The sequence below is a fragment of the Serratia rhizosphaerae genome, from assembly GCF_009817885.1.
Lineage (GTDB): Bacteria > Pseudomonadota > Gammaproteobacteria > Enterobacterales > Enterobacteriaceae > Serratia_B > Serratia_B rhizosphaerae.
The window spans coordinates 1,777,723-1,800,218 of sequence record NZ_CP041764.1 but is presented as its reverse complement, the minus strand read 5'-3'; the positions used below and the strand labels follow the sequence as shown (position 1 = coordinate 1,800,218).

The following is a 22,496-nucleotide window of genomic DNA, read 5'->3' as shown; positions in this document are numbered from 1 at the left end:
TCAGCCTCCGGCAATCGCTTGGAAAAGCAGGATGTCATCGCCGTCCTGCACCAGATGATTGGCCCAGTCGGCGCGCGGGATGATAACGTGATTGATGGCGAGCGCGGTACCCGGCTGGTCGTGCGTCAGCTGCGACAGCAGGGCGCTGACGCTGAGCGGCGGCGCCAGTTCCAGCGTTTGGTCATTCAGGCGGATTTGCATAGCTCGCCTCCGCAGATGGGGCACGACTGGGCTTTGCTCAGCTGCAGCGTATGCCAGCTTTGCTGTTTGCCATCGAACAGGCGCAGCTTGCCGCTGAGCGCGGAGGGCATGCCCGCCAGCATCTTGATGGCTTCCAGCGCCTGCAGCGTACCGATGACGCCGACCACCGGGCCGAGAACGCCGGCGGTGCGGCAGTTGCGCTGTGGCTCCGTCTGGTCAGGGTACAGGCAGGCGTAACATCCCTGCTGGAACGGCGGGGTGATGACCAGCAACTGCCCGCTGAAGCCAACCGCGCTGCCGCTGATAAGCGGCTTGCCGGCGGCCACGCAGGCGGCATTGATTGCGTGGCGGGTCGCCATATTGTCGCTGCAGTCCAGCACCAGATCGGCGCGCGCCACCGCCTGTTGCAGTTCTGCGCCCTGCAGGCGCTGCGCCAGTGCGATCGACTCGACCTGTGGATTAAGCGCCTGCAGGTGGCGTTGGGCCAGTTGGGCCTTCCCGTGCGGCACGTCGGCGCTGCGGTAAAGGATCTGCCGCTGCAGGTTGGTGAGATGCAGCTGGTCATCGTCCGCCAGCAGCAGCGTTCCGACGCCGGCGGCGGCCAGATACAGCGCCGCCGGCGATCCCAACCCGCCCAGGCCGACGATCAGCACGCTGGCGCCTTTGAGTTTTTCCTGCCCGTCGGGGCCGATGTCTTCCAGCAATAGCTGCCGGCTGTAACGTAAGAATTCGTGATCGCTGAGCATACCGTTACTCCTTGCCTTCAATCAGGCGCAGCAGTTCCGCCGTAGCGGCACGCCAGTCCGGCGCCTGGGTGATGGCGCTCACCACCGCCACGCTGCCGACGCCGCAGGCCAATACCGCCGGGACGCGATCGAGGCTGATGCCGCCGATCGCCACCGTGGGATACGCCGCCAGCGTCGCCACGTGGCGCTTCAGCTCCGCCAGCCCCTGGGGGGCGGAAGGCATATCCTTGGTCTGGGTAGGAAAGATGTGGCCGAGCGCAATATACGAGGGCTGCACCGCTTTGGCGCGCGCCAGTTCGGCGTCGTCATGGGTTGATACGCCAAGACGCAGCCCGGCGCGATGGATGGCTGCCAGATCGGTGCTGTCCAGATCCTCCTGCCCCAGATGGACGCCGTAGGCGCCGTGCTTGACCGCCAGCCGCCAGTAGTCATTGATAAACAGACGGGCGTTGTAGCGTTTGCCGAGGGCGATGGCGGCGATAATGTCGCCATCGACCTGCTCGTCCGGCTGATCTTTAATCCGCAGCTGGATGGTGGTGACGCCTGCGTCCAGCAAGCGTTCGATCCACATGACGCTGTCCACCACCGGGTACAGCCCGAGGCGGTGCGGCGTGGCGGGAAACGGGCTTGATAACTCAGCCATTGTTGTCCTCCTGCAGCGCTGCGGCGCTGTGGTACAGCTCGCTGCCGCGTGAGCGGAATTCGGCGGACATTTTTTCCATGCCGGACAGCACTTCGATCGGTTTGGCGGCTTCCTGCGCGGCGGCATAGTCGCGCACTTCCTGTGAAATCTTCATCGAACAGAATTTCGGCCCGCACATTGAGCAGAAATGGGCGATTTTGCCGGATTCCTGCGGCAGCGTCTCATCGTGATAGGCGCGGGCGGTGGCGGGATCCAGCGCCAGGTTGAACTGGTCTTCCCAGCGGAACTCAAAGCGCGCCTTGGACATGGCGTTATCGCGGATCTGCGCGCCGGGGTGGCCTTTTGCCAAATCCGCGGCGTGCGCGGCGATTTTATAGGTAATCAGCCCCTGCTTGACGTCCTCTTTGTTCGGCAGCCCCAGGTGCTCTTTCGGCGTCACGTAGCACAGCATGGCGCAGCCGAACCAGCCGATCATCGCGGCGCCGATGCCGGAGGTGAAGTGGTCATAGCCCGGCGCGATATCGGTGGTCAATGGCCCCAGCGTATAGAACGGCGCTTCATGGCAGTGCTCCAGCTCTTCGGTCATATTGCGGCGGATCATATGCATCGGCACGTGGCCCGGGCCTTCGATCATCACCTGTACGTCGTATTCCCAGGCGATTTTGGTCAGTTCGCCCAGCGTATGCAGCTCGGAGAACTGCGCTTCATCGTTGGCGTCCTGTACCGAGCCAGGGCGCAGGCCATCGCCCAGCGACAGTGAAACGTCGTAGGCGGCGCAGATCTCGCAGATTTCGCGGAAGTGTTCATACAGGAAGTTTTCCTGATGATGCGACAGGCACCATTTGGCCATGATCGAGCCGCCGCGCGAGACGATGCCGGTCAGGCGTTTGGCGGTCATCGGCACATAGCGCAGCAGCACGCCGGCGTGGATGGTGAAATAATCGACCCCTTGCTCCGCCTGCTCCAGCAGCGTGTCGCGGAACATTTCCCAGGTCAGGTTTTCTGCTACGCCGTTCACTTTTTCCAGCGCCTGATAGATGGGGACGGTGCCGATCGGCACCGGGCTGTTGCGCAGGATCCATTCGCGGGTTTCGTGGATATAACGACCGGTGGAGAGGTCCATCACGGTATCCGCGCCCCAGCGGGTGGACCACACCAGTTTTTCCACCTCTTCCTCGATGGAGGAGGTCACCGCAGAATTGCCGATATTGGCGTTTACCTTCACCAGGAAGTTGCGACCGATAATCATCGGTTCGGATTCCGGGTGGTTAATGTTGGCCGGGATAATGGCGCGGCCGGCGGCCACCTCCTGACGGACAAACTCCGGCGTAATGTTTTCCGGCAGGTTGGCGCCCCAGCTCTGGCCCGGATGCTGCTGGCGCAGCACCTCGCTGCGGATGCGCTCACGGCCCATATTTTCGCGGATGGCGATAAATTCCATCTCCGGCGTGACGACGCCGGCGCGCGCATAGTGCAGCTGGGTGACGCATTTGCCCGACTGCGCTTTGCGTGGCTGCGGCAGATGTTCGAAACGCAGGTGGTCTAACCCCTCATCCGCCAGACGCTGCTGGGTAAAGCCGGAGCTGACGTGGGCCAGCGTCTCGGTATCGTCGCGCTCTGCGATCCAGCTGGCGCGCAGCTTGTCCAGGCCGCGGTGTACGTCCAGTTGGGACGCCGGGTCGCCGTAAGGGCCGGCGGTATCATAGACCGGTACCGCCTCATTCGGCTCGTATTGCGGTTCGTCTTTACTGCCGCCGATTAAGGTCGGGCTGAGCTGGATCTCGCGCATCGGCACCTGCAGATCGGGGCGCGATCCTTGCAGATAGATGCGGCGGGAGTTGGGGAAAGCGACGCCCTGAAGGTTGTCGATAAACTGCTGCGCGGCTTCACGCTGTACTTTACGGGGACGCTGGTTGTTATTAGACATAGCAAATTCCTACAAGTCGGGTGAGTTGGGAAAATTGCTTGTCTGGAGCTCGGAGGGAGTAACGATGTTGGCCGATCGGCAGACGCTGGTGGAAGGTCTGCCGCTGGCGATAGATTACTCTTGTTCCCTTCGCGGGTATTAACCCGATCAGGTTCCGCGGATCCCGAATTAACGGTCTCAGCCTGGCCGACTTGATAACAAGCCTGGCGCTAGGCACTCCGACAAGAGCCCCCAGTATAGAAGGGCATTATTGTTTGCTGCAAGGGAAAGCTATTGGACCAGGTTGCCTTTTTCCGCTTCCTGTTGGCCGGGCTGCCAGGTTTCTGTGAGCAGCTGAATCAGGCGATCTTCCAGTGCGAAGCGGGCGGCCAGCGTTTCGCCGATGTCCGACAGCGCCTGATGGAACGCCAGACAGAGATCCTGATCGATCTCGGTGTCGGCATAGCGATCGTGGAACGCCATCACCTGTTCGGTATTGATCCACAACTTGGGATAAATTTGGGTGGCGAAAGACATTTTAGGACTACCGGCGCCTTCCACCTGCTTGATGACTCTGTCATAGATATGAAAATGCCCTGCGGAGAGATAATCCACCAGATTGTGGCAAAAGTTCTCCAGCGCTTTTGCATTAAGCGGCGTATGCTTTTCTTTATTCGGCTTAATGCCGACGAGCGTGCAGTAAGCAACCAGCAACTGCTTACGTGCCTCAAGCCATTGATCAACTAATTCATTACTACCACCAACGCGCTGAGTCAGGCTTTCCAAGTGGTTGAGCATTGTTGACTCCGTAAGTAAGAAAAAGTAACGGTAAGTTATAAAAATGTAACAGTGCCGATTTCTAGAGTGCCAGTGAAGCTGAGGTTGTGCAACAACGATATGGAACTTGCATTAACAGGTAACGAAAAGGGCTGGTGGATCGTCAGCCATGAAAACAAACTTTGGTTACCAAACGGTGAATTGCCGTTTGGTGCTGCCGATAAATGGGGCCTGCGCGGCGAAGCGGCGCGGCAAATTGGTGAGTGGCAAGGGGCGCCGGTCTGGCTGGTGCGCCGCGCCATGGCGCAGGAGATGGGCTCGGTGCGGCAGCTGCTGGATCTCGACCGCGCCCTGTTCCAGTTAGCCGGGCGCGGGGTGCAGCTGGCCGAATTTTATCGTTCCCATCAATTTTGCGGCTATTGCGGCCATAAAATGCACCTGAGCCGAACCGAAAACGCCTGCCTGTGCGACCACTGCCGTGAACGCTATTACCCGCAAATCGCCCCCTGTGTGATCGTCGCCATTCGCCGCGATGATGAAATCCTGCTGGCGCAGCACGTGCGGCACCGCGGCGGCATCCATACGGTGCTGGCCGGTTTTGTCGAGGTCGGGGAGACGCTGGAGCAGGCGGCGGCGCGCGAGGTGATGGAGGAGAGTAATATTGAAATTAAAAACCTGCGTTACGTCTCCTCCCAGCCCTGGCCGTTCCCGCAGTCGCTGATGATGGCCTTTATGGCGGATTATCATCGCGGTGAATTGCGCCACGACCCTAAGGAACTGCTGCATGCCGGCTGGTATCGTTACGATCGGCTGCCCTTGCTGCCGCCGCCGGGCACCGTGGCGCGGCGTTTGATTGAGGACACCGTGGTGCTGTGCCGGGACGCATGATGCGCTGGCGCTTTGGTACAACGCCCATTCTTTTGGGTATACAATAGCGCCAGCTGAATTAAGGGAGCCAATAATGACTGAGTTGAAGAACGATCGTTACCTGCGTGCGCTGTTGCGCCAGCCGGTGGATGTTACCCCCGTATGGATGATGCGCCAGGCCGGTCGTTATTTGCCGGAGTATAAAGCCACGCGGGCGCAGGCCGGCGACTTTATGTCGCTGTGCAAGAACGCCGAACTGGCCTGTGAGGTGACGCTGCAGCCGCTGCGTCGCTATGCGCTGGATGCTGCCATCCTGTTTTCCGACATTCTGACCATTCCCGACGCCATGGGGCTGGGGCTCTACTTTGAAACCGGCGAAGGGCCGCGTTTCTCATCGCCGATTACCTGCCGCGCCGATGTAGAAAAGCTGCCGCTGTTCGATCCGGAGGTGGAGCTGGGCTATGTGATGAACGCGGTGCGCACCATCCGCCGCGAGCTGAAAGGCCAGGTGCCGCTGATCGGCTTCTCCGGCAGTCCGTGGACGCTGGCGACCTATATGGTTGAAGGCGGTAGCAGCAAGGCGTTTACCAAACTGAAAAAGATGATGTACGCCGAGCCGCAAACTCTGCACCTGCTGTTGGACAAGCTGGCGGACAGCGTGATTTTGTATCTGAATGCGCAAATCCGCGCGGGCGCGCAGTCGGTCATGGTGTTCGACACCTGGGGCGGCGTGCTGACCGGCCGTGATTACCGCGAATTCTCGCTGAACTATATGCATAAAATCGTCGATGGCCTGCTGCGCGAGCATGACGGTCGCCGGGTGCCGGTGACGTTGTTCACCAAAGGCGGCGGCCAGTGGCTGGAAGCGATGGCGGCGACCGGCTGCGATGCGCTGGGCCTGGACTGGACCACCGATATTGCCGATGCGCGTCGTCGGGTCGGCGATCGGGTGGCGCTGCAGGGCAATATGGATCCGTCGATGCTTTACGCCGCGCCGCAGCGTATTGAACAGGAGGTGGAAACCATCCTGTCCGGCTTCGGCCACGGCGAAGGGCATGTGTTCAACCTGGGCCACGGTATTCATCAGGACGTGCCGCCGGAAAACGCCGGCGTGTTTGTCGAGGCGGTGCACGCGCTGTCGGCCAAATATCATCGTTGATCCCGTGCTTCAGCGATAGCGCTACAAGGAGAGTTGCCATGATTGATACCCAGACGCTGCGCGCCGAGCAGTTACAGCGCGCCGCAGACGTGATTCGCCAGGACCAGCTGGCGGTCGACCCGCCGGCCTTTATCGCCGGCTGCGACGTGGGGTTCGAACAGGAAGGCGCAGTAACGCGCGCCGCTATCGCGATTCTGCGTTATCCGTCGCTGGAGCTGGTGGAATACCAGATTGCGCGTATTGCCACCACCATGCCGTATATTCCCGGCTTTCTCTCGTTTCGTGAATACCCGGCGCTGCTGGCGGCTTGGGAACGGCTACGGCAGAAGCCCGATCTGATTTTTGTCGACGGCCACGGCATTTCGCATCCGCGTCGCCTCGGCGTGGCCAGCCACTTCGGGCTGTTGGTCGATGTGCCGACCATCGGCGTGGCGAAAAAACGGCTGTGCGGCAAGTTTGAGCCTTTGGGCGCAGAAGTCGGCGCCAAAAGCGCGCTGATGGATAAGGGAGAACAGCTGGGTTGGGTATGGCGCAGCAAGGCGCGCTGCAACCCGCTGTTTATCGCCACCGGGCACCGCGTCAGCGCCGACGGTGCGCTGGCCTGGGTGCAACGCTGCATGGCAGGCTACCGTTTACCTGAACCGACGCGCTGGGCGGACGCCATTGCCTCGCGCCGGCCGGCCTTTCAGCGCTGGCTGGCTGCGCATCCGGAGGTGTCGCCATGCGTATTTTAGGTTACACTGCGCCGCAGACTCAGCGAGTGAGACAAAATAATGCTCCGTAATCCAATTCATTTACGCTTAGAAAAGCTTGAAAGCTGGCAACATTTGACCTTTATGGCTAGTCTGTGCGAGCGTATGTATCCGAATTACCAGATGTTCTGCCTGCAAACCGAGTTTGGCGACCCGCAGGTGTACCGCCGAATCCTGGATTTGATTTGGGAGACGCTGGTAGTGAAAGACGCCAAGGTCAACTTCGACAGCCAGCTCGAGAAGTTGGAGGAAGCGATTCCGGCGGCGGAAGATTACGATCTTTACGGCGTTTACCCGGCGATTGATGCCTGTATCGCATTAGGGGAACTGATCCATTCGCGCCTCAGCGGGGAGACGCTGGAGCACGCCATCGCCATCAGCGAAACATCAATTCGTACCGTGGCGATGTTGGAAATGACCCAGGCCGGGAAAGAAATGACCGATGAAGAACTGAAGGTTCTGCCGGCGGTTGAGGAAGAATGGGACATCCAGTGGGAAATTTTCCGCCTGCTGGCAGCCTGCGAAGAGCGCGATTTAGACCTGATTAAAGGGCTACGCGCAGACCTTCGTGAGGCTGGCGTGAGCAATATTGGGATAAATTTAGCGCAATAAGGCAAGAAAACGTGATTTAACGCCTGATTTGTCATGCCTTAAGGCTTCACATCCGCACCCTGTCTGGTCTACATTTGGGGGGCGTAAAAAAAGTGGCTATCGGTGCGTGTATGCAGGAGAGTGCTGTCAATCGGCATATCCGTCGCACTCGATGCTTTGCAAACGATAAACACACTGTAAGGATAACTTATGAACAAGACTCAACTGATTGATGTAATCGCGGACAAGGCTGACCTTTCCAAAGCACAAGCTAAACTGGCTCTGGAATCTACCCTGGCTGCTATTACTGAGTCTCTGAAAGAAGGTGATGCGGTACAATTGGTTGGTTTCGGTACTTTCAAAGTAAACCATCGTGCAGAGCGCACTGGTCGCAACCCACAGACTGGCAAAGAAATCAAAATTGCAGCGGCTAACGTACCCGCGTTCGTTTCTGGCAAAGCACTGAAAGACGCAGTTAAATAAGACTGCGTGTTGGTGAAAAGATTAAACAGGGGGGCTTTGAAGCCCCTTTTGTTTGTGCGCAGGGCGCTGGCAGCCATTGGCATTGCCAGCGTCCTGAGCGCGTGTAGTTGGCATCATACTCCCCCCGCCTTTACCGCCAGCGGCTACGTGGCCGATCAGGGCGTAATCCGCCTGTGGCGTAAAGACGACGAACAACAGCGTCCGGCAGTGCTGGTAACCGTATACAGCCCCTACCGCGGCGTTGGCACTGTGACAACCCGCTATGACTATCAACACGGCGCGCTGAGGCAAATCAAGCGTACCGACGCCGACGGCGATCGCGACTCTATTCAACTGCGTTTTACCGATGACGGTACGGTCAGCTTTATGCAGCGCCAGCTGGCGACGCGGCGCGAGCCGCTGTCTGCGGACGATATCGCTCGTTATCAATATCAGGCGCGCCGCGTACTGGCACTCAGCGATGCGCTGCGGGCCGGCAGAGTGACCTTATATCAGGGGCGCTGGCAGCAGGACGGAGTGAAAACCTGCGCCGGGCAGTGGCGTGAGCCGGAGTTGGGCGACAGAGCGACGGCGTGGATTGAGCGCCGGGCGCAAAACAGCGCAGGGCCGGTCAGCGTGGCCTGGCTGGAGGCGCCGGAAGGGCGTCAGCTGTTGCTGGTGGCGAACGAAGATTTCTGTACCTGGGAACCGCAGGAAGACGCGCTGTAACAGAAGGGGACAGGACGCGGCGAACGCGCCCTGCCATGCAGCGTGATTTACTTGCCGCGCGCAATCGCGCGATAACCGATATCTTTCCGGCAGAAGCTGTCCTGCCACTCAATACCCGCCGCCAGTTGATAAGCGCGTTGCTGCGCCTGCGCCACCGTCTCGCCCAGCGCCGTCACACACAGTACGCGTCCGCCGCTGGTAACGACTTCGCCATCTTTCAACTGCGTGCCGGCATGGAAGACTTTACCGTCGGCGCTCTCCTGCTGCGGCAGGCCGTGAATCGCATCGCCGGTGCGGTAGTCGCCAGGATAGCCGCCGGCAGCCAACACCACGCCAAGAGCGGGGCGCTCATCCCACTGGGAAGTCTGCTGATCCAGCGTGCCTTCAGCGCCTGCCAGGCACAGTGCCACCAGATCGGAGCGCAGGCGCATCATGATCGGCTGGGTTTCCGGGTCACCGAAGCGGCAGTTGAATTCGATCACTTTTGGCTGACCCTCGGCGGAAATCATCAGGCCGGCGTACAGGAAACCGACGTAGGTGTTGCCTTCTGCCGCCATGCCGCGCACCGTTGGCCAGATCACCTGATCCATCACCCGCTGGTGGATTTCGTCGGTAACCACCGGCGCCGGCGAGTAAGCGCCCATGCCGCCGGTGTTCGGGCCGGTATCGCCGTCGCCGACGCGTTTGTGGTCTTGGCTGGTGGCCATCGGCACCACGTGTTCGCCATCCACCATGACGATAAAGCTGGCTTCTTCGCCATCCAGGAACTCTTCAACCACAATCCGGTGGCCGGCGTCGCCAAAGGCGTTGCCCGCCAGCATATCGCGCACGGCGTCTTCTGCCTGCTGCAGCGTCAGGGCGACGATGACCCCTTTGCCTGCCGCCAGCCCGTCGGCCTTAATCACGATCGGCGCGCCTTTGCTGCGCACGTAGTCCAGCGCCGTGTCTACGTCGGTAAAGTTTTGGTACTCCGCCGTCGGGATCTGATGGCGGGCAAGGAAATCTTTGGTAAATGCTTTGGAGCCTTCCAACTGGGCGGCGGCCTGCGACGGACCGAAGATTTTCAGGCCGGCGGCCTGGAAGGCGTCGACCACGCCGATTACCAGCGGTGCTTCCGGCCCGACAATGGTCAGGCCGATGTCGTGGCTCTGGGCAAAGGCGAGCAGCGCCGGGATGTCGGTGGCGGAAATGGCTACGTTTTCCAGATTGCTTTCCAGCGCGCTGCCGGCATTACCGGGGGCGACGTAGACTTTATCAGCCAGCGGCGACTGGGCGGCTTTCCAGGCCAGCGCGTGTTCACGCCCGCCGTTACCGATAACTAAAATATTCATCAGGTGCTCCACAAAAAAACGGCGTGCGCCACGCGGCGCACGCAATAACAGGGGATTAATGGCGGAAGTGGCGCATGTCGGTGAAGATCATGGCGATGCCGTGCTCGTTGGCGGCGGCGATCACTTCGTCGTCGCGAATGGAGCCGCCCGGCTGGATCACGCAGGTGATGCCCACCGCGGCTGCGGCATCAATGCCGTCGCGGAACGGGAAGAAGGCGTCGGAGGCCATTGCGGAGCCTTTCACTTCCAGCCCTTCATCGCCTGCCTTGATGCCGGCGATTTTGGCGGAGTAAACGCGGCTCATTTGGCCGGCACCAATGCCGATGGTCATATTGTCGCGTGCATAGACGATAGCATTGGACTTCACGAACTTGGCCACTTTCCAGCAGAACAGCGCATCACGCAGCTCTTGCTCGCTTGGCTGGCGCTCGGTGACGACGCGCAGGTCATCTGCGGTCACCATGCCCAAATCGCGATCCTGCACCAGCAGGCCGCCGTTGACGCGTTTGAAGTCCAGGCCGGCAACGCGCTGCTGCCATTGTCCGCAGGCCAGTACGCGCACGTTCTGTTTGGCGGCCAGCAGGCTGCGTGCTTCTTCGCTGACGTTTGGCGCGATGATCACTTCAACGAACTGGCGACTGATAATGGCCTGCGCGGTGGCGGCGTCCAGCTCACGGTTAAAGGCGATGATGCCGCCGAACGCGGAGGTCGGGTCGGTTTTGTAAGCGCGCTCGTAGGCCGCCAGAATGTCATCGCCAATTGCCACGCCGCACGGGTTGGCATGTTTGACGATTACGCAGGCCGGCTCGGCGAACTCTTTTACGCACTCCAGCGCGGCGTCGGTATCCGCGATATTGTTGTAAGAGAGCGCTTTACCCTGCAGCTGCTGCGCCGTGGCGACGGACGCCTCCTGCAGATTCTCTTCTATATAGAAGGCGGCCTGCTGGTGGCTGTTTTCCCCGTAGCGCATATCCTGCTTCTTCACGTAGTTCAGATTCAGGGTGCGCGGGAAGCGGCCGGCAGGCTGTTCGGTATCGCCGTGGTAAGCCGGCACCAGCGTGCCGAAGTAGTTGGCAATCATGCTGTCATAGGCGGCGGTATGTTCAAAGGCTTTGATCGCCAGATTGAAGCGAGTGTTGAACAGCAGGGAGCCGTCGTTGTTATCCATCTCGCCAATAATTGCTGCGTAGTCGCAGCTCTTCACCACGATGGCAACGTCTTTATGGTTCTTGGCGGCAGAGCGCACCATGGTCGGCCCGCCGATATCGATGTTTTCCACCGCGTCTTCCAGCGAGCAGTCCGGGCGTGCAACGGTCTGTGCGAAAGGGTACAGGTTGACGACCACCATATCGATCGGCTGGATCGCATGCTGGTTCATGATGGCATCATCCTGGCCGCGCCGGCCGAGAATGCCGCCGTGTACTTTGGGATGCAGGGTTTTGACTCGTCCGTCCATCATCTCCGGGAAACCGGTATAGTCGGACACTTCGGTGACAGGCAGGCCGGCATCAGCCAGCAGGCGGGCGGTGCCGCCGGTAGACAGAAGTTCAACGCCGCGCTGTGACAGCGCCTGCGCAAATTCAACGATACCGGCTTTGTCAGAAACGCTGAGCAGGGCCCGGCGGATTGGACGAGGTTGTTGCATGGTTTTATCCCTTGGCTTTTGAGTCGCAATATAAAGAGCGTTACGTGAATCTCTACCTTTTGACTCTCTATATAAAGAGAAACAGGAACAGATTCAGGTAACGCCCCCATAAAGGGGGATCGTTTCATCGCCGGGAATTGTAGCGAAAACGTTTGCGTGGTGCTCGTAAATTTTCCGCTCAAATACCTTCTGTGGATAAGTTTGTGCAAAAGTGGGTATAAGGGCGGCTTTTGCTGTGGAATGCAGCAAACGAACGTTTTTGTTGAAAATACCTGTTGCGGCCTGCGCGGAACTCCCTATAATGCGCCTCCATCGACACGGAACATGTGAACAACATCACAGAGTATCCGGGGTCGACAGAGAAAAAATTCTGAAAAAATGAATTGACTCTGAAAGAGGAAAGCGTAATATACGCCACCTCGAGTTAGCAAGCGAAAGCGCGTAACTCACTGCTCTTTAACAATTTATCAGACAATCTGTGTGGGCACTCACAAGACGATATCCAGCATCTTCGGATGCAAAAAAATATCAAGTCTTGAAGAGTGACTAACTGAAGTAAAATTCATGCAGTAAATCTTTGAGCAACAGCTATTAACTTAGCGAATCAAGCTTTTAATTGAAGAGTTTGATCATGGCTCAGATTGAACGCTGGCGGCAGGCCTAACACATGCAAGTCGAGCGGCAGCGGAAAGTAGCTTGCTACTTTGCCGGCGAGCGGCGGACGGGTGAGTAATGTCTGGGAAACTGCCCGATGGAGGGGGATAACCACTGGAAACGGTGGCTAATACCGCATAACGTCTTCGGACCAAAGTGGGGGACCTTCGGGCCTCACACCATCGGATGTGCCCAGATGGGATTAGCTAGTAGGTGGGGTAATGGCTCACCTAGGCGACGATCCCTAGCTGGTCTGAGAGGATGACCAGCCACACTGGAACTGAGACACGGTCCAGACTCCTACGGGAGGCAGCAGTGGGGAATATTGCACAATGGGCGCAAGCCTGATGCAGCCATGCCGCGTGTGTGAAGAAGGCCTTCGGGTTGTAAAGCACTTTCAGCGAGGAGGAAGGGTAGTGTCTTAATACGGCACTACATTGACGTTACTCGCAGAAGAAGCACCGGCTAACTCCGTGCCAGCAGCCGCGGTAATACGGAGGGTGCAAGCGTTAATCGGAATTACTGGGCGTAAAGCGCACGCAGGCGGTTTGTTAAGTCAGATGTGAAATCCCCGAGCTTAACTTGGGAACTGCATTTGAAACTGGCAGACTAGAGTCTCGTAGAGGGGGGTAGAATTCCAGGTGTAGCGGTGAAATGCGTAGAGATCTGGAGGAATACCGGTGGCGAAGGCGGCCCCCTGGACGAAGACTGACGCTCAGGTGCGAAAGCGTGGGGAGCAAACAGGATTAGATACCCTGGTAGTCCACGCCGTAAACGATGTCGATTTGGAGGCTGTGCCCTTGAGGCGTGGCTTCCGGAGCTAACGCGTTAAATCGACCGCCTGGGGAGTACGGCCGCAAGGTTAAAACTCAAATGAATTGACGGGGGCCCGCACAAGCGGTGGAGCATGTGGTTTAATTCGATGCAACGCGAAGAACCTTACCTACTCTTGACATCCAGAGAACTTAGCAGAGATGCTTTGGTGCCTTCGGGAACTCTGAGACAGGTGCTGCATGGCTGTCGTCAGCTCGTGTTGTGAAATGTTGGGTTAAGTCCCGCAACGAGCGCAACCCTTATCCTTTGTTGCCAGCGGTTCGGCCGGGAACTCAAAGGAGACTGCCAGTGATAAACTGGAGGAAGGTGGGGATGACGTCAAGTCATCATGGCCCTTACGAGTAGGGCTACACACGTGCTACAATGGCGTATACAAAGAGAAGCGAACCTGCGAAGGCAAGCGGACCTCATAAAGTACGTCGTAGTCCGGATTGGAGTCTGCAACTCGACTCCATGAAGTCGGAATCGCTAGTAATCGTAGATCAGAATGCTACGGTGAATACGTTCCCGGGCCTTGTACACACCGCCCGTCACACCATGGGAGTGGGTTGCAAAAGAAGTAGGTAGCTTAACCTTCGGGAGGGCGCTTACCACTTTGTGATTCATGACTGGGGTGAAGTCGTAACAAGGTAACCGTAGGGGAACCTGCGGTTGGATCACCTCCTTACCTAAAGATATCCTGACTGTGCAGTGTCCACACAGATTGTCTGATGAAAAGAACGAGCAAAGCGTCTGCGAAGCCGACATATACCGTGTCCCCTTCGTCTAGAGGCCTAGGACACCGCCCTTTCACGGCGGTAACAGGGGTTCGAATCCCCTAGGGGACGCCATTTGCTGATATCGGGTGAAAGACGGTATCAAACGATATCTCAAAACTGACTTGCGAGTCATGTTTGAGATATTTGCTCTTTAACAATCTGGAACAAGCTGAAAATTGAAACATGGCAGCTGAAACTTGTCCCCCGTAGAAGTTCGGGATGAGGAGTAACCTGTCATAGAGTCTCTCAAATGTAGCAATGCGACGATGTCGAAAGACACCTTCGGGTTGTGAGGTTAAGTGACTAAGCGTACACGGTGGATGCCTAGGCAGTCAGAGGCGATGAAGGGCGTGCTAATCTGCGAAAAGCGTCGGTAAGGTGATATGAACCGTTATAACCGACGATACCCGAATGGGGAAACCCAGTGTGTTTCGACACACTATCGTTAAGTGAATACATAGCTTAACGAGGCGAACCGGGGGAACTGAAACATCTAAGTACCCCGAGGAAAAGAAATCAACCGAGATTCCCCCAGTAGCGGCGAGCGAACGGGGAAGAGCCCAGAACCTGAATCGGCTTGTGTGTCAGTGGAAGCGTCTGGAAAGTCGCACAGTAAAGGGTGATAGTCCCGTACACGAAGATGCACAGGTCGTGAGTTCGATGAGTAGGGCGGGACACGTGTTATCCTGTCTGAATATGGGGGGACCATCCTCCAAGGCTAAATACTCCTGACTGACCGATAGTGAACCAGTACCGTGAGGGAAAGGCGAAAAGAACCCCGGCGAGGGGAGTGAAATAGAACCTGAAACCGTGTACGTACAAGCAGTGGGAGCACCTTCGTGGTGTGACTGCGTACCTTTTGTATAATGGGTCAGCGACTTATATTTTGTAGCAAGGTTAACCGAATAGGGGAGCCGTAGGGAAACCGAGTCTTAACTGGGCGTCTAGTTGCAAGGTATAGACCCGAAACCCGGTGATCTAGCCATGGGCAGGTTGAAGGTTGGGTAACACTAACTGGAGGACCGAACCGACTAATGTTGAAAAATTAGCGGATGACTTGTGGCTGGGGGTGAAAGGCCAATCAAACCGGGAGATAGCTGGTTCTCCCCGAAAGCTATTTAGGTAGCGCCTCGTGAACTCATCTTCGGGGGTAGAGCACTGTTTCGGCTAGGGGGCCATCCCGGCTTACCAAACCGATGCAAACTCCGAATACCGAAGAATGTTATCACGGGAGACACACGGCGGGTGCTAACGTCCGTCGTGAAGAGGGAAACAACCCAGACCGCCAGCTAAGGTCCCAAAGTCATGGTTAAGTGGGAAACGATGTGGGAAGGCACAGACAGCCAGGATGTTGGCTTAGAAGCAGCCATCATTTAAAGAAAGCGTAATAGCTCACTGGTCGAGTCGGCCTGCGCGGAAGATGTAACGGGGCTAAACCATGCACCGAAGCTGCGGCAGCGACGCTTATGCGTTGTTGGGTAGGGGAGCGTTCTGTAAGCCGTTGAAGGTGTGCTGCGAGGCATGCTGGAGGTATCAGAAGTGCGAATGCTGACATAAGTAACGATAATGCGGGTGAAAAACCCGCACGCCGGAAGACCAAGGGTTCCTGTCCAACGTTAATCGGGGCAGGGTGAGTCGACCCCTAAGGCGAGGCTGAAAAGCGTAGTCGATGGGAAACAGGTTAATATTCCTGTACTTGGTGTTACTGCGAAGGGGGGACGGAGAAGGCTAGGCTAGCCGAGCGACGGTTGTCTCGGTTTAAGCGTGTAGGGGGAGTGACCTGGTAAATCCGGTTGCTTGCTAACCCTGAGGCGTGATGACGATGCACTACGGTGCAGAAGTAGTTGATGCCAAGCTTCCAGGAAAAGCCTCTAAGCTCCAGGTAACACGAAATCGTACCCCAAACCGACACAGGTGGTCAGGTAGAGAATACCAAGGCGCTTGAGAGAACTCGGGTGAAGGAACTAGGCAAAATGGTGCCGTAACTTCGGGAGAAGGCACGCTGGCGCGTAGGTGAAGTCCCTTGCGGATGGAGCTGAAGCCAGTCGCAGATACCAGCTGGCTGCAACTGTTTAATAAAAACACAGCACTGTGCAAACACGAAAGTGGACGTATACGGTGTGACGCCTGCCCGGTGCCGGAAGGTTAATTGATGGGGTTATGGGTAACCAGAAGCTCTTGATCGAAGCCCCGGTAAACGGCGGCCGTAACTATAACGGTCCTAAGGTAGCGAAATTCCTTGTCGGGTAAGTTCCGACCTGCACGAATGGCGTAATGATGGCCAGGCTGTCTCCACCCGAGACTCAGTGAAATTGAACTCGCTGTGAAGATGCAGTGTACCCGCGGCAAGACGGAAAGACCCCGTGAACCTTTACTATAGCTTGACACTGAACATTGAGCCTTGATGTGTAGGATAGGTGGGAGGCTTTGAAGTGTGGACGCCAGTCTGCATGGAGCCAACCTTGAAATACCACCCTTTAATGTTTGATGTTCTAACTCGGCCCCCTAATCGGGGGTGAGGACAGTGTCTGGTGGGTAGTTTGACTGGGGCGGTCTCCTCCCAAAGAGTAACGGAGGAGCACGAAGGTTAGCTAATCACGGTCGGACATCGTGAGGTTAGTGCAAAGGCATAAGCTAGCTTGACTGCGAGAGTGACGGCTCGAGCAGGTGCGAAAGCAGGTCTTAGTGATCCGGTGGTTCTGAATGGAAGGGCCATCGCTCAACGGATAAAAGGTACTCCGGGGATAACAGGCTGATACCGCCCAAGAGTTCATATCGACGGCGGTGTTTGGCACCTCGATGTCGGCTCATCACATCCTGGGGCTGAAGTAGGTCCCAAGGGTATGGCTGTTCGCCATTTAAAGTGGTACGCGAGCTGGGTTTAGAACGTCGTGAGACAGTTCGGTCCCTATCTGCCGTGGGCGTTGGAAGATTGAGAGGGGTTGCTCCTAGTACGAGAGGACCGGAGTGAACGCACCACTGGTGTTCGGGTTGTCATGCCAATGGCATTGCCCGGTAGCTAAGTGCGGAAAAGATAAGCGCTGAAAGCATCTAAGCGCGAAACTTGCCTCAAGATGAGTCTTCCCTGGGCCTTTAAGGCCCCTGAAGGAACGTTTAAGACTAAGACGTTGATAGGCTGGGTGTGTAAGTGCAGCGATGCATTGAGCTAACCAGTACTAATGAACCGTGAGGCTTAACCTTACAACACCGAAGGTGTTTTAGAGACGGATGACAAAATCGTCGGGAACGATTTTGAACAACGCGGAGCGTTGGCCCCGAAGGGGGGAGTATCAGGATGATACGAATAATTTTCAGCGAAGTTCCGAGATTGGATTGACTGGCGGCGTGAATGCGCTGCGGGTTGATTGAAACAGAATTTGCCTGGCGGCAATAGCGCGGTGGTCCCACCTGACCCCATGCCGAACTCAGAAGTGAAACGCCGTAGCGCCGATGGTAGTGTGGGGTCTCCCCATGCGAGAGTAGGACACTGCCAGGCATCAAACAAAGTAAGAAGCCTCATGCGAAAGCATGAGGCTTTTTGCGTTTCTGCGTTATTTATCTGTATCTAACTCTATCGACCATTAAAAAGGCCCCGTAGGGCCTTTGAGTCACAGGTGTTTACCGACTAATGAGAACTTCCCTGGGAAATCCCGAGCCCGGTTTGCGAACGAACAAACTGGGAGCGGAAGCGCTCACGCTCCTGCTGACCCGTCAATGAACTGTCGGTGACAGAGAACAGCCAGGTACCGATAAAGGCTACGATCATGGAGAACAGCGCCGGGTATTCGTACGGATAGATAGGCTTCTCATGGCCCAGAATCTCTACCCAGATCGTTGGCCCCAGAATCATCAGAAGCACCGCGGTCAGCAGACCGAGCCAGCCGCCGATCATGGCGCCGCGGGTTGTCAGACGCGACCAGTACATAGAAAGAATAATGATCGGGAAGTTACAGCTGGCGGCGATGGAGAAGGCCAGCCCGACCATAAAGGCGATATTTTGTTTTTCGAATAGGATCCCCAAGCCAATGGCGACGATCCCCAGCAGTACCACGGTAATTTTCGACACCCGCAGCTCTTCTTTCTCGGTCGCCTTGCCGTTTTTGACCACGCTGGCGTAGAGATCGTGCGATACCGCAGAAGCCCCGGCTAATGTCAGACCGGCAACAACCGCCAGGATGGTGGCGAACGCGACGGCAGAGATAAAACCAAGGAAGAAATTACCGCCAACCGCATTGGCTAAGTGAACGGCGGCCATATTGGTGCCGCCAAGCAGTGCGCCGGTGGCATCTTTAAAGGCCGGATTGGCACTGACCAGCAGGATGGCGCCAAAGCCGATAATGAAGGTCAGAATATAGAAATAGCCAATAAAACCGGTTGCGTAGAATACGCTTTTTCGCGCTTCTTTGGCATCGCTGACGGTGAAGAAACGCATCAGGATATGCGGCAAGCCGGCGGTGCCGAACATGAGTGCCAGGCCCAGCGATAGCGCTGATATGGGGTCAGAGACCAGTCCTCCGGGGCTCATGATATCGCCTCCCTTCGGGTGCACCTTCACGGCTTCGGCAAACAGCGTATTGAAATCAAAATTGACCGACTTCATCACCATCAGTGCCATAAAACTGGCGCCGGCCAGCAGCAGAACGGCTTTGATAATCTGTACCCAGGTAGTGGCCAACATCCCGCCAAACAGAACGTACATCACCATCAAAATACCGACCAAAATAACCGCTACGTGGTAGTTCAGCCCGAACAGCAGCTCGATCAGTTTGCCGGCGCCGACCATCTGGGCAATCAGATAGAGCGCAACCACCACCAGAGAACCGCATGCTGACAACAGACGAATCGGTTTTTGCTGCAGTCGATACGATGCGACGTCGGCAAAGGTATAGCGCCCCAGGTTACGCAGCCGTTCGGCGATCAGGAATAGGATAATCGGCCAGCCAATCAGAAAACCAATGGAATAGATCAGTCCGTCGTAGCCGGAGGTATAAACCAATGCGGAAATGCCGAGAAACGAGGCGGCGGACATAAAGTCACCGGCGATCGCCAGCCCGTTTTGAAAACCGGTGATACGACCGCCGGCGGTATAGTAATCCTGGCGGGAGCGGGTGCGCTTGGAGGCCCAGTAAGTGATATACAACGTCGCACCGACGAACAGGACAAACATCACGATGGCTTGAATATTTAACGGCTGGCGCTGCACCGCACCGCTGATGGCATCGGCATTGGCCAGTGTTGGCAGCAGCAGGGCGGCAATGGCAAGTAAGTATCTCATTGTTTCACCTCACGCAGAATCTCTGCCGTCAGGCGATCAAACTCGCCGTTGGCACGGAACACGTAGATACCGGTCAAGACAAAAGAGATGACTATCAATCCGACGCCGACGGGAATACCGCGGGTGATGGTGGAGCCGGCGGCGATGGGGGTACCCAGCCACTGCGGCGCGAAGGCGATCAGTAGGATAAAGCCGACGTATAGCGCCAGCGTGATTAACGACAGTAGCCAGGCGAAACGGCCACGTTTGCGCACCAGCTCCTTAAAGCGCGGGTTTTGCTCAATTCCCTGGTAAATGGTGTCATTCATTGTATGTCTCCAAAAGGCATTGATTGCGAACGCCGCGCTATATCCGCAGCCTTTCAGGATACCTACATCTGTTCCGGCATTTGTTTCAGGCAGATACCGGGTAATTCATTCAGACGCAGACTGCAACCTGAACACTTTCGGAGATAGCGGCCGCCGGCCGGACATGCACCGGGCGGCCGGGAACGGCAAAAAATTACGACGGTACTTTCATTGATTGTTTTTCTTCCAACAGCTTGTCGACAACCGCCGGATCTGCCAGCGTCGAGGTATCACCCAGATTGCTGGTATCGCCGGCGGCAATTTTGCGCAGAATACGCCGCATGATTTTGCCGGAGCGGGTTTTCGGTAGAGAGTCGGTCCAGTGCAGGATATCCGGTGTGGCGATTGGCCCTATCTCTTTACGCACCCAGTTACGTACTTCGGTATAGAGCTCCGGCGTTGGTTCTTCGCCGTGATTCAGCGTGATGTAGGCATAAATGGCCTGGCCTTTAATGTTATGCGGTATACCCACCACCGCAGCTTCGGCGATTTTCGGGTGGGCAACCAGCGCAGATTCGATTTCTGCCGTTCCCAGACGGTGGCCGGAAACGTTCAGTACGTCATCGACGCGGCCGGTAATCCAGTAATAGCCGTCTTCGTCGCGTCGTGCGCCATCGCCGCTGAAGTACATCCCTTTAAAGGTCGAGAAATAGGTCTGTTCAAAGCGCGCGTGATCGCCAAACAGCGTCCGCGCCTGGCCAGGCCAGGAGTCGACCATCACCAGATTGCCTTCGCAGGCGCCTTCCTGCGGCGTACCGGCATTATCGACCAGCGCCGGCTGTACGCCGAAGAACGGCTTCGTGGCGGAACCGGCTTTCAGCTCGGTAGCGCCGGGCAGCGGGGTGATCATAAAACCGCCGGTTTCGGTCTGCCACCAGGTGTCCATGATCGGGCATTGGCCGTTGCCGATCTTTTCGTAGTACCACTCCCAGGCTTCCGGGTTAATCGGTTCGCCCACCGAGCCCATAATGCGCAGCGAGTCGCGTTTGGTATCTTCAATCGCTTTGTCGCCCTCCGCCATCAGCGCACGGATCGCTGTCGGTGCGGTATACAGAATATTAACCTGATGCTTGTCGATGACCTGCGACAGACGATTAACTCCGGGATAATTCGGCACGCCTTCAAACATCAGGGTAATGGCGCCGCAGGCCAGCGGGCCATACAGTAAATAGCTGTGGCCGGTAACCCAACCGACGTCGGCGGTGCACCAGTAAATGTCGCCATCATGGTAGTCGAAGACGTATTTGAAGGTCATCGCCGCATAGACCAGATAGCCGCCGGTAGTATGCAGTACGCCCTTCGGTTTACCGGTCGAACCGGAGGTATAGAGGATAAACAGCGGATCTTCGGCATTCATTTCTTCCGGCGGACACTCAGCAGAGACTCCGACGGTCAGCTCGTGCCACCAGAGGTCGCGGCCTTCCTGCCAGTAGCCGGGTTTACCGGTACGTTGGAAAACCACCACATTGTCGACGCTGGTCACCCCTGGATTTTTCAGCGCGTCATCCACATTCTTTTTCAAGGGAACGGAACGGCCGGCGCGCAGGCCTTCATCGGCGGTGATCACCAGGCGGGCGTTAGAGTCGATGATGCGTCCGGCCACCGCTTCCGGTGAGAAGCCGCCAAAGATCACGGAGTGCACCGCCCCGATACGGGCGCAGGCCAGCATCGCTACCGCCGCCTCTGGCACCATGGGCATATAAATCGCCACGACGTCGCCTTTCTTCACCCCCAGACTTTTGAGCACGTTGGCAAATTGGCAGACATCGTGATGCAGTTGCTTATAGGTCACATGCTTGGATTGGTTCGGATCGTCACCTTCCCAGATAATGGCGGTTTGGTCGCCGCGGGTGGCCAGATGGCGATCCAGGCAGTTGGCCGCCAGGTTAAGGGTGCCGTCTTCAAACCAACGGATGCTGATATTCCCCGGCGCGAAAGAGGTGTTTTTTACCTGAGTATAAGGCTTGATCCAGTCAACAATCTTGCCGTGTTCTCCCCAGAAGGCCGCCGGGTCTTGCACCGATTGCAGATAGTATTGCTGGTATTGTGCCGGGCTAATCAGGGCATGTTCCGCAATTGCGGCAGGAATCGCATGTTTGTGCAGTTGGCTCATAGCTTTTACTCCTTGTTATAAGTTGTTAATGATATGTCAACTGATGGTTAAGTATAGTTTGCTATGATTCTTTGTTCCTTTTTTGCGCGATAGATCACGCAACGAAGATATTGATTTGTAATAGTTACTGGCGGATTGACGGGGAGATCTGCGAGGTTAATGTGTCTTTACGGGGGAGTTCACAGTTTTTGACAACAAACTCGTTCTTAAAGAACAAAAAAACATAAAGCAAGAGGTGTTAAAAACGACATGAGATATTGCTTTTAGCACGGCTAAAACTGTTTTGTAATAACATGGCTATTAATATTCCTATTCGGTATTAATTAGGCATGATATCTATGGATTGTTTTTTCTTAAACGTTAAACATAACGCAATAAAAAAACACCGTGAATTATGCAATAAATACGTCCAGTCTCTGTAAGGATTCCCTTCTTTTGACAATCACTCATTCGCCATGCTGGCAAATGCAATTTATTGTTTTAGTATTAAAATTTGTAAGTTTATGTAAGCTCATGGAAGTTCCAACCGCGCGCTTAAATATGCATATTACGTGATGGGTCACGCATTTCCTTATTGCCGATAAATCGAACGATCTGTTTGTTTTCTGGCTTACCGTATAGTGAAATATGTATTTAATAACAACGAATTATGTTAATGGAAATTATTGAGAAGCTCACACTTCCTGCAGCGGCGCGCTTTTTGCAG

16 protein-coding genes, 1 tRNA gene, 3 rRNA genes and 1 riboswitch are annotated in these 22,496 nt (G+C 56.4%); of the genes, 10 read left to right on the top strand and 10 right to left on the bottom strand.

Annotated features, from left to right (window positions below):
* The 5 genes from thiS to rsd all read right to left on the bottom strand — a co-directional run bounded on the left by thiS (nt 1) and on the right by rsd (nt 4,294).
* Nucleotides 1-201 carry a sulfur carrier protein ThiS gene (thiS, locus tag FO014_RS08500; protein WP_160028982.1) on the bottom strand — a complete coding sequence of 67 codons (201 nt, stop codon included), beginning with the start codon at nt 199-201 and terminating at the stop codon, nt 1-3.
* The gene (locus tag FO014_RS08495; protein WP_160028980.1) at nt 186-947 is read right to left on the bottom strand and encodes a HesA/MoeB/ThiF family protein; all 762 of its coding nucleotides are present in this window, start codon (nt 945-947) and stop codon (nt 186-188) included. Before FO014_RS08495 ends, thiS begins: the two co-directional genes overlap by 16 nt.
* 4 nt (nt 948-951) lie before the next feature.
* Nucleotides 952-1,590, bottom strand: coding sequence for a thiamine phosphate synthase (gene thiE, locus FO014_RS08490; RefSeq protein WP_160028978.1), 639 nt, complete (start codon nt 1,588-1,590; stop codon nt 952-954).
* Nucleotides 1,583-3,517 (bottom strand): phosphomethylpyrimidine synthase ThiC, encoded by a 1,935-nt coding sequence (gene thiC, locus FO014_RS08485; RefSeq protein ID WP_160028976.1) that lies wholly within the window; start codon nt 3,515-3,517, stop codon nt 1,583-1,585. The genes thiE and thiC overlap by 8 nt, the downstream gene beginning before the upstream one ends.
* Before the next feature lie 107 nt (nt 3,518-3,624).
* Nucleotides 3,625-3,748: riboswitch (TPP riboswitch) on the bottom strand.
* 39 nt (nt 3,749-3,787) lie between these two features.
* Nucleotides 3,788-4,294: a sigma D regulator gene (gene rsd, locus FO014_RS08480; protein WP_105229437.1), complete on the bottom strand. Its 507-nt coding sequence runs from the start codon at nt 4,292-4,294 to the stop codon at nt 3,788-3,790.
* 99 nt (nt 4,295-4,393) lie between these two features.
* Here rsd and nudC point away from each other — a divergent pair, with 99 nt between their 5' ends.
* The 6 genes from nudC (at nt 4,394) to FO014_RS08450 (ending at nt 8,833) form a co-directional block, all read left to right on the top strand.
* The gene (nudC, locus tag FO014_RS08475; RefSeq protein ID WP_160028974.1) at nt 4,394-5,161 is read left to right on the top strand and encodes an NAD(+) diphosphatase; all 768 of its coding nucleotides are present in this window, start codon (nt 4,394-4,396) and stop codon (nt 5,159-5,161) included.
* Between the two features lie 73 nt (nt 5,162-5,234).
* Nucleotides 5,235-6,299 (top strand): uroporphyrinogen decarboxylase, encoded by a 1,065-nt coding sequence (gene hemE, locus FO014_RS08470; RefSeq protein ID WP_105229439.1) that lies wholly within the window; start codon nt 5,235-5,237, stop codon nt 6,297-6,299.
* A 41-nt stretch (nt 6,300-6,340) separates the two neighbouring features.
* Nucleotides 6,341-7,033, top strand: a complete 693-nt coding sequence (nfi, locus tag FO014_RS08465) for a deoxyribonuclease V (protein ID WP_160031380.1) — start codon at nt 6,341-6,343, stop codon at nt 7,031-7,033.
* Nucleotides 7,034-7,072: 39 nt separating this feature from the next.
* Complete coding sequence (locus FO014_RS08460) at nt 7,073-7,663, top strand: YjaG family protein (protein ID WP_105229440.1); 591 nt, start codon at nt 7,073-7,075, stop codon at nt 7,661-7,663.
* A 189-nt stretch (nt 7,664-7,852) separates the two neighbouring features.
* The gene (gene hupA, locus FO014_RS08455; protein ID WP_004957785.1) at nt 7,853-8,125 is read left to right on the top strand and encodes a nucleoid-associated protein HU-alpha; all 273 of its coding nucleotides are present in this window, start codon (nt 7,853-7,855) and stop codon (nt 8,123-8,125) included.
* Between the two features lie 36 nt (nt 8,126-8,161).
* Complete coding sequence (locus FO014_RS08450; protein WP_246168099.1) at nt 8,162-8,833, top strand: DUF1481 domain-containing protein; 672 nt, start codon at nt 8,162-8,164, stop codon at nt 8,831-8,833.
* 47 nt (nt 8,834-8,880) lie between these two features.
* Here FO014_RS08450 and purD read toward each other — a convergent pair whose 3' ends face one another.
* Together purD and purH are read right to left on the bottom strand one after the other, a co-directional pair.
* Nucleotides 8,881-10,164, bottom strand: a complete 1,284-nt coding sequence (purD, locus tag FO014_RS08445) for a phosphoribosylamine--glycine ligase (protein ID WP_160028972.1) — start codon at nt 10,162-10,164, stop codon at nt 8,881-8,883.
* A gap of 55 nt (nt 10,165-10,219) precedes the next feature.
* The gene (gene purH / locus FO014_RS08440; protein WP_160028970.1) at nt 10,220-11,809 is read right to left on the bottom strand and encodes a bifunctional phosphoribosylaminoimidazolecarboxamide formyltransferase/IMP cyclohydrolase; all 1,590 of its coding nucleotides are present in this window, start codon (nt 11,807-11,809) and stop codon (nt 10,220-10,222) included.
* Between the two features lie 613 nt (nt 11,810-12,422).
* Between purH and FO014_RS08435 the strand changes: the two genes are divergently transcribed.
* The 4 genes from FO014_RS08435 to rrf all read left to right on the top strand — a co-directional run bounded on the left by FO014_RS08435 (nt 12,423) and on the right by rrf (nt 17,551).
* Nucleotides 12,423-13,964, top strand: a 16S ribosomal RNA gene (locus FO014_RS08435).
* Between the two features lie 87 nt (nt 13,965-14,051).
* Nucleotides 14,052-14,127 (top strand) — tRNA-Glu (locus FO014_RS08430).
* A 221-nt stretch (nt 14,128-14,348) separates the two neighbouring features.
* A 23S ribosomal RNA gene (locus FO014_RS08425) occupies nt 14,349-17,256 on the top strand.
* Between the two features lie 179 nt (nt 17,257-17,435).
* Nucleotides 17,436-17,551 (top strand): 5S ribosomal RNA (rrf, locus tag FO014_RS08420).
* Together the 16S, 23S and 5S rRNA genes with 1 tRNA gene alongside form the textbook arrangement of a ribosomal RNA operon.
* 129 nt (nt 17,552-17,680) lie before the next feature.
* Here rrf and actP read toward each other — a convergent pair.
* From actP to acs, 3 genes are all read right to left on the bottom strand, one after another.
* Complete coding sequence (gene actP, locus FO014_RS08415; RefSeq protein WP_160028968.1) at nt 17,681-19,330, bottom strand: cation/acetate symporter ActP; 1,650 nt, start codon at nt 19,328-19,330, stop codon at nt 17,681-17,683.
* Complete coding sequence (locus FO014_RS08410; RefSeq protein WP_015344244.1) at nt 19,327-19,638, bottom strand: DUF485 domain-containing protein; 312 nt, start codon at nt 19,636-19,638, stop codon at nt 19,327-19,329. Before FO014_RS08410 ends, actP begins: the two co-directional genes overlap by 4 nt.
* Nucleotides 19,639-19,831: 193 nt before the next feature.
* On the bottom strand, nt 19,832-21,790 hold the full coding sequence (gene acs, locus FO014_RS08405) for an acetate--CoA ligase (RefSeq protein ID WP_160028966.1): 1,959 nt from the start codon (nt 21,788-21,790) through the stop codon (nt 19,832-19,834).
* Nucleotides 21,791-22,496 lie beyond the last annotated feature (706 nt).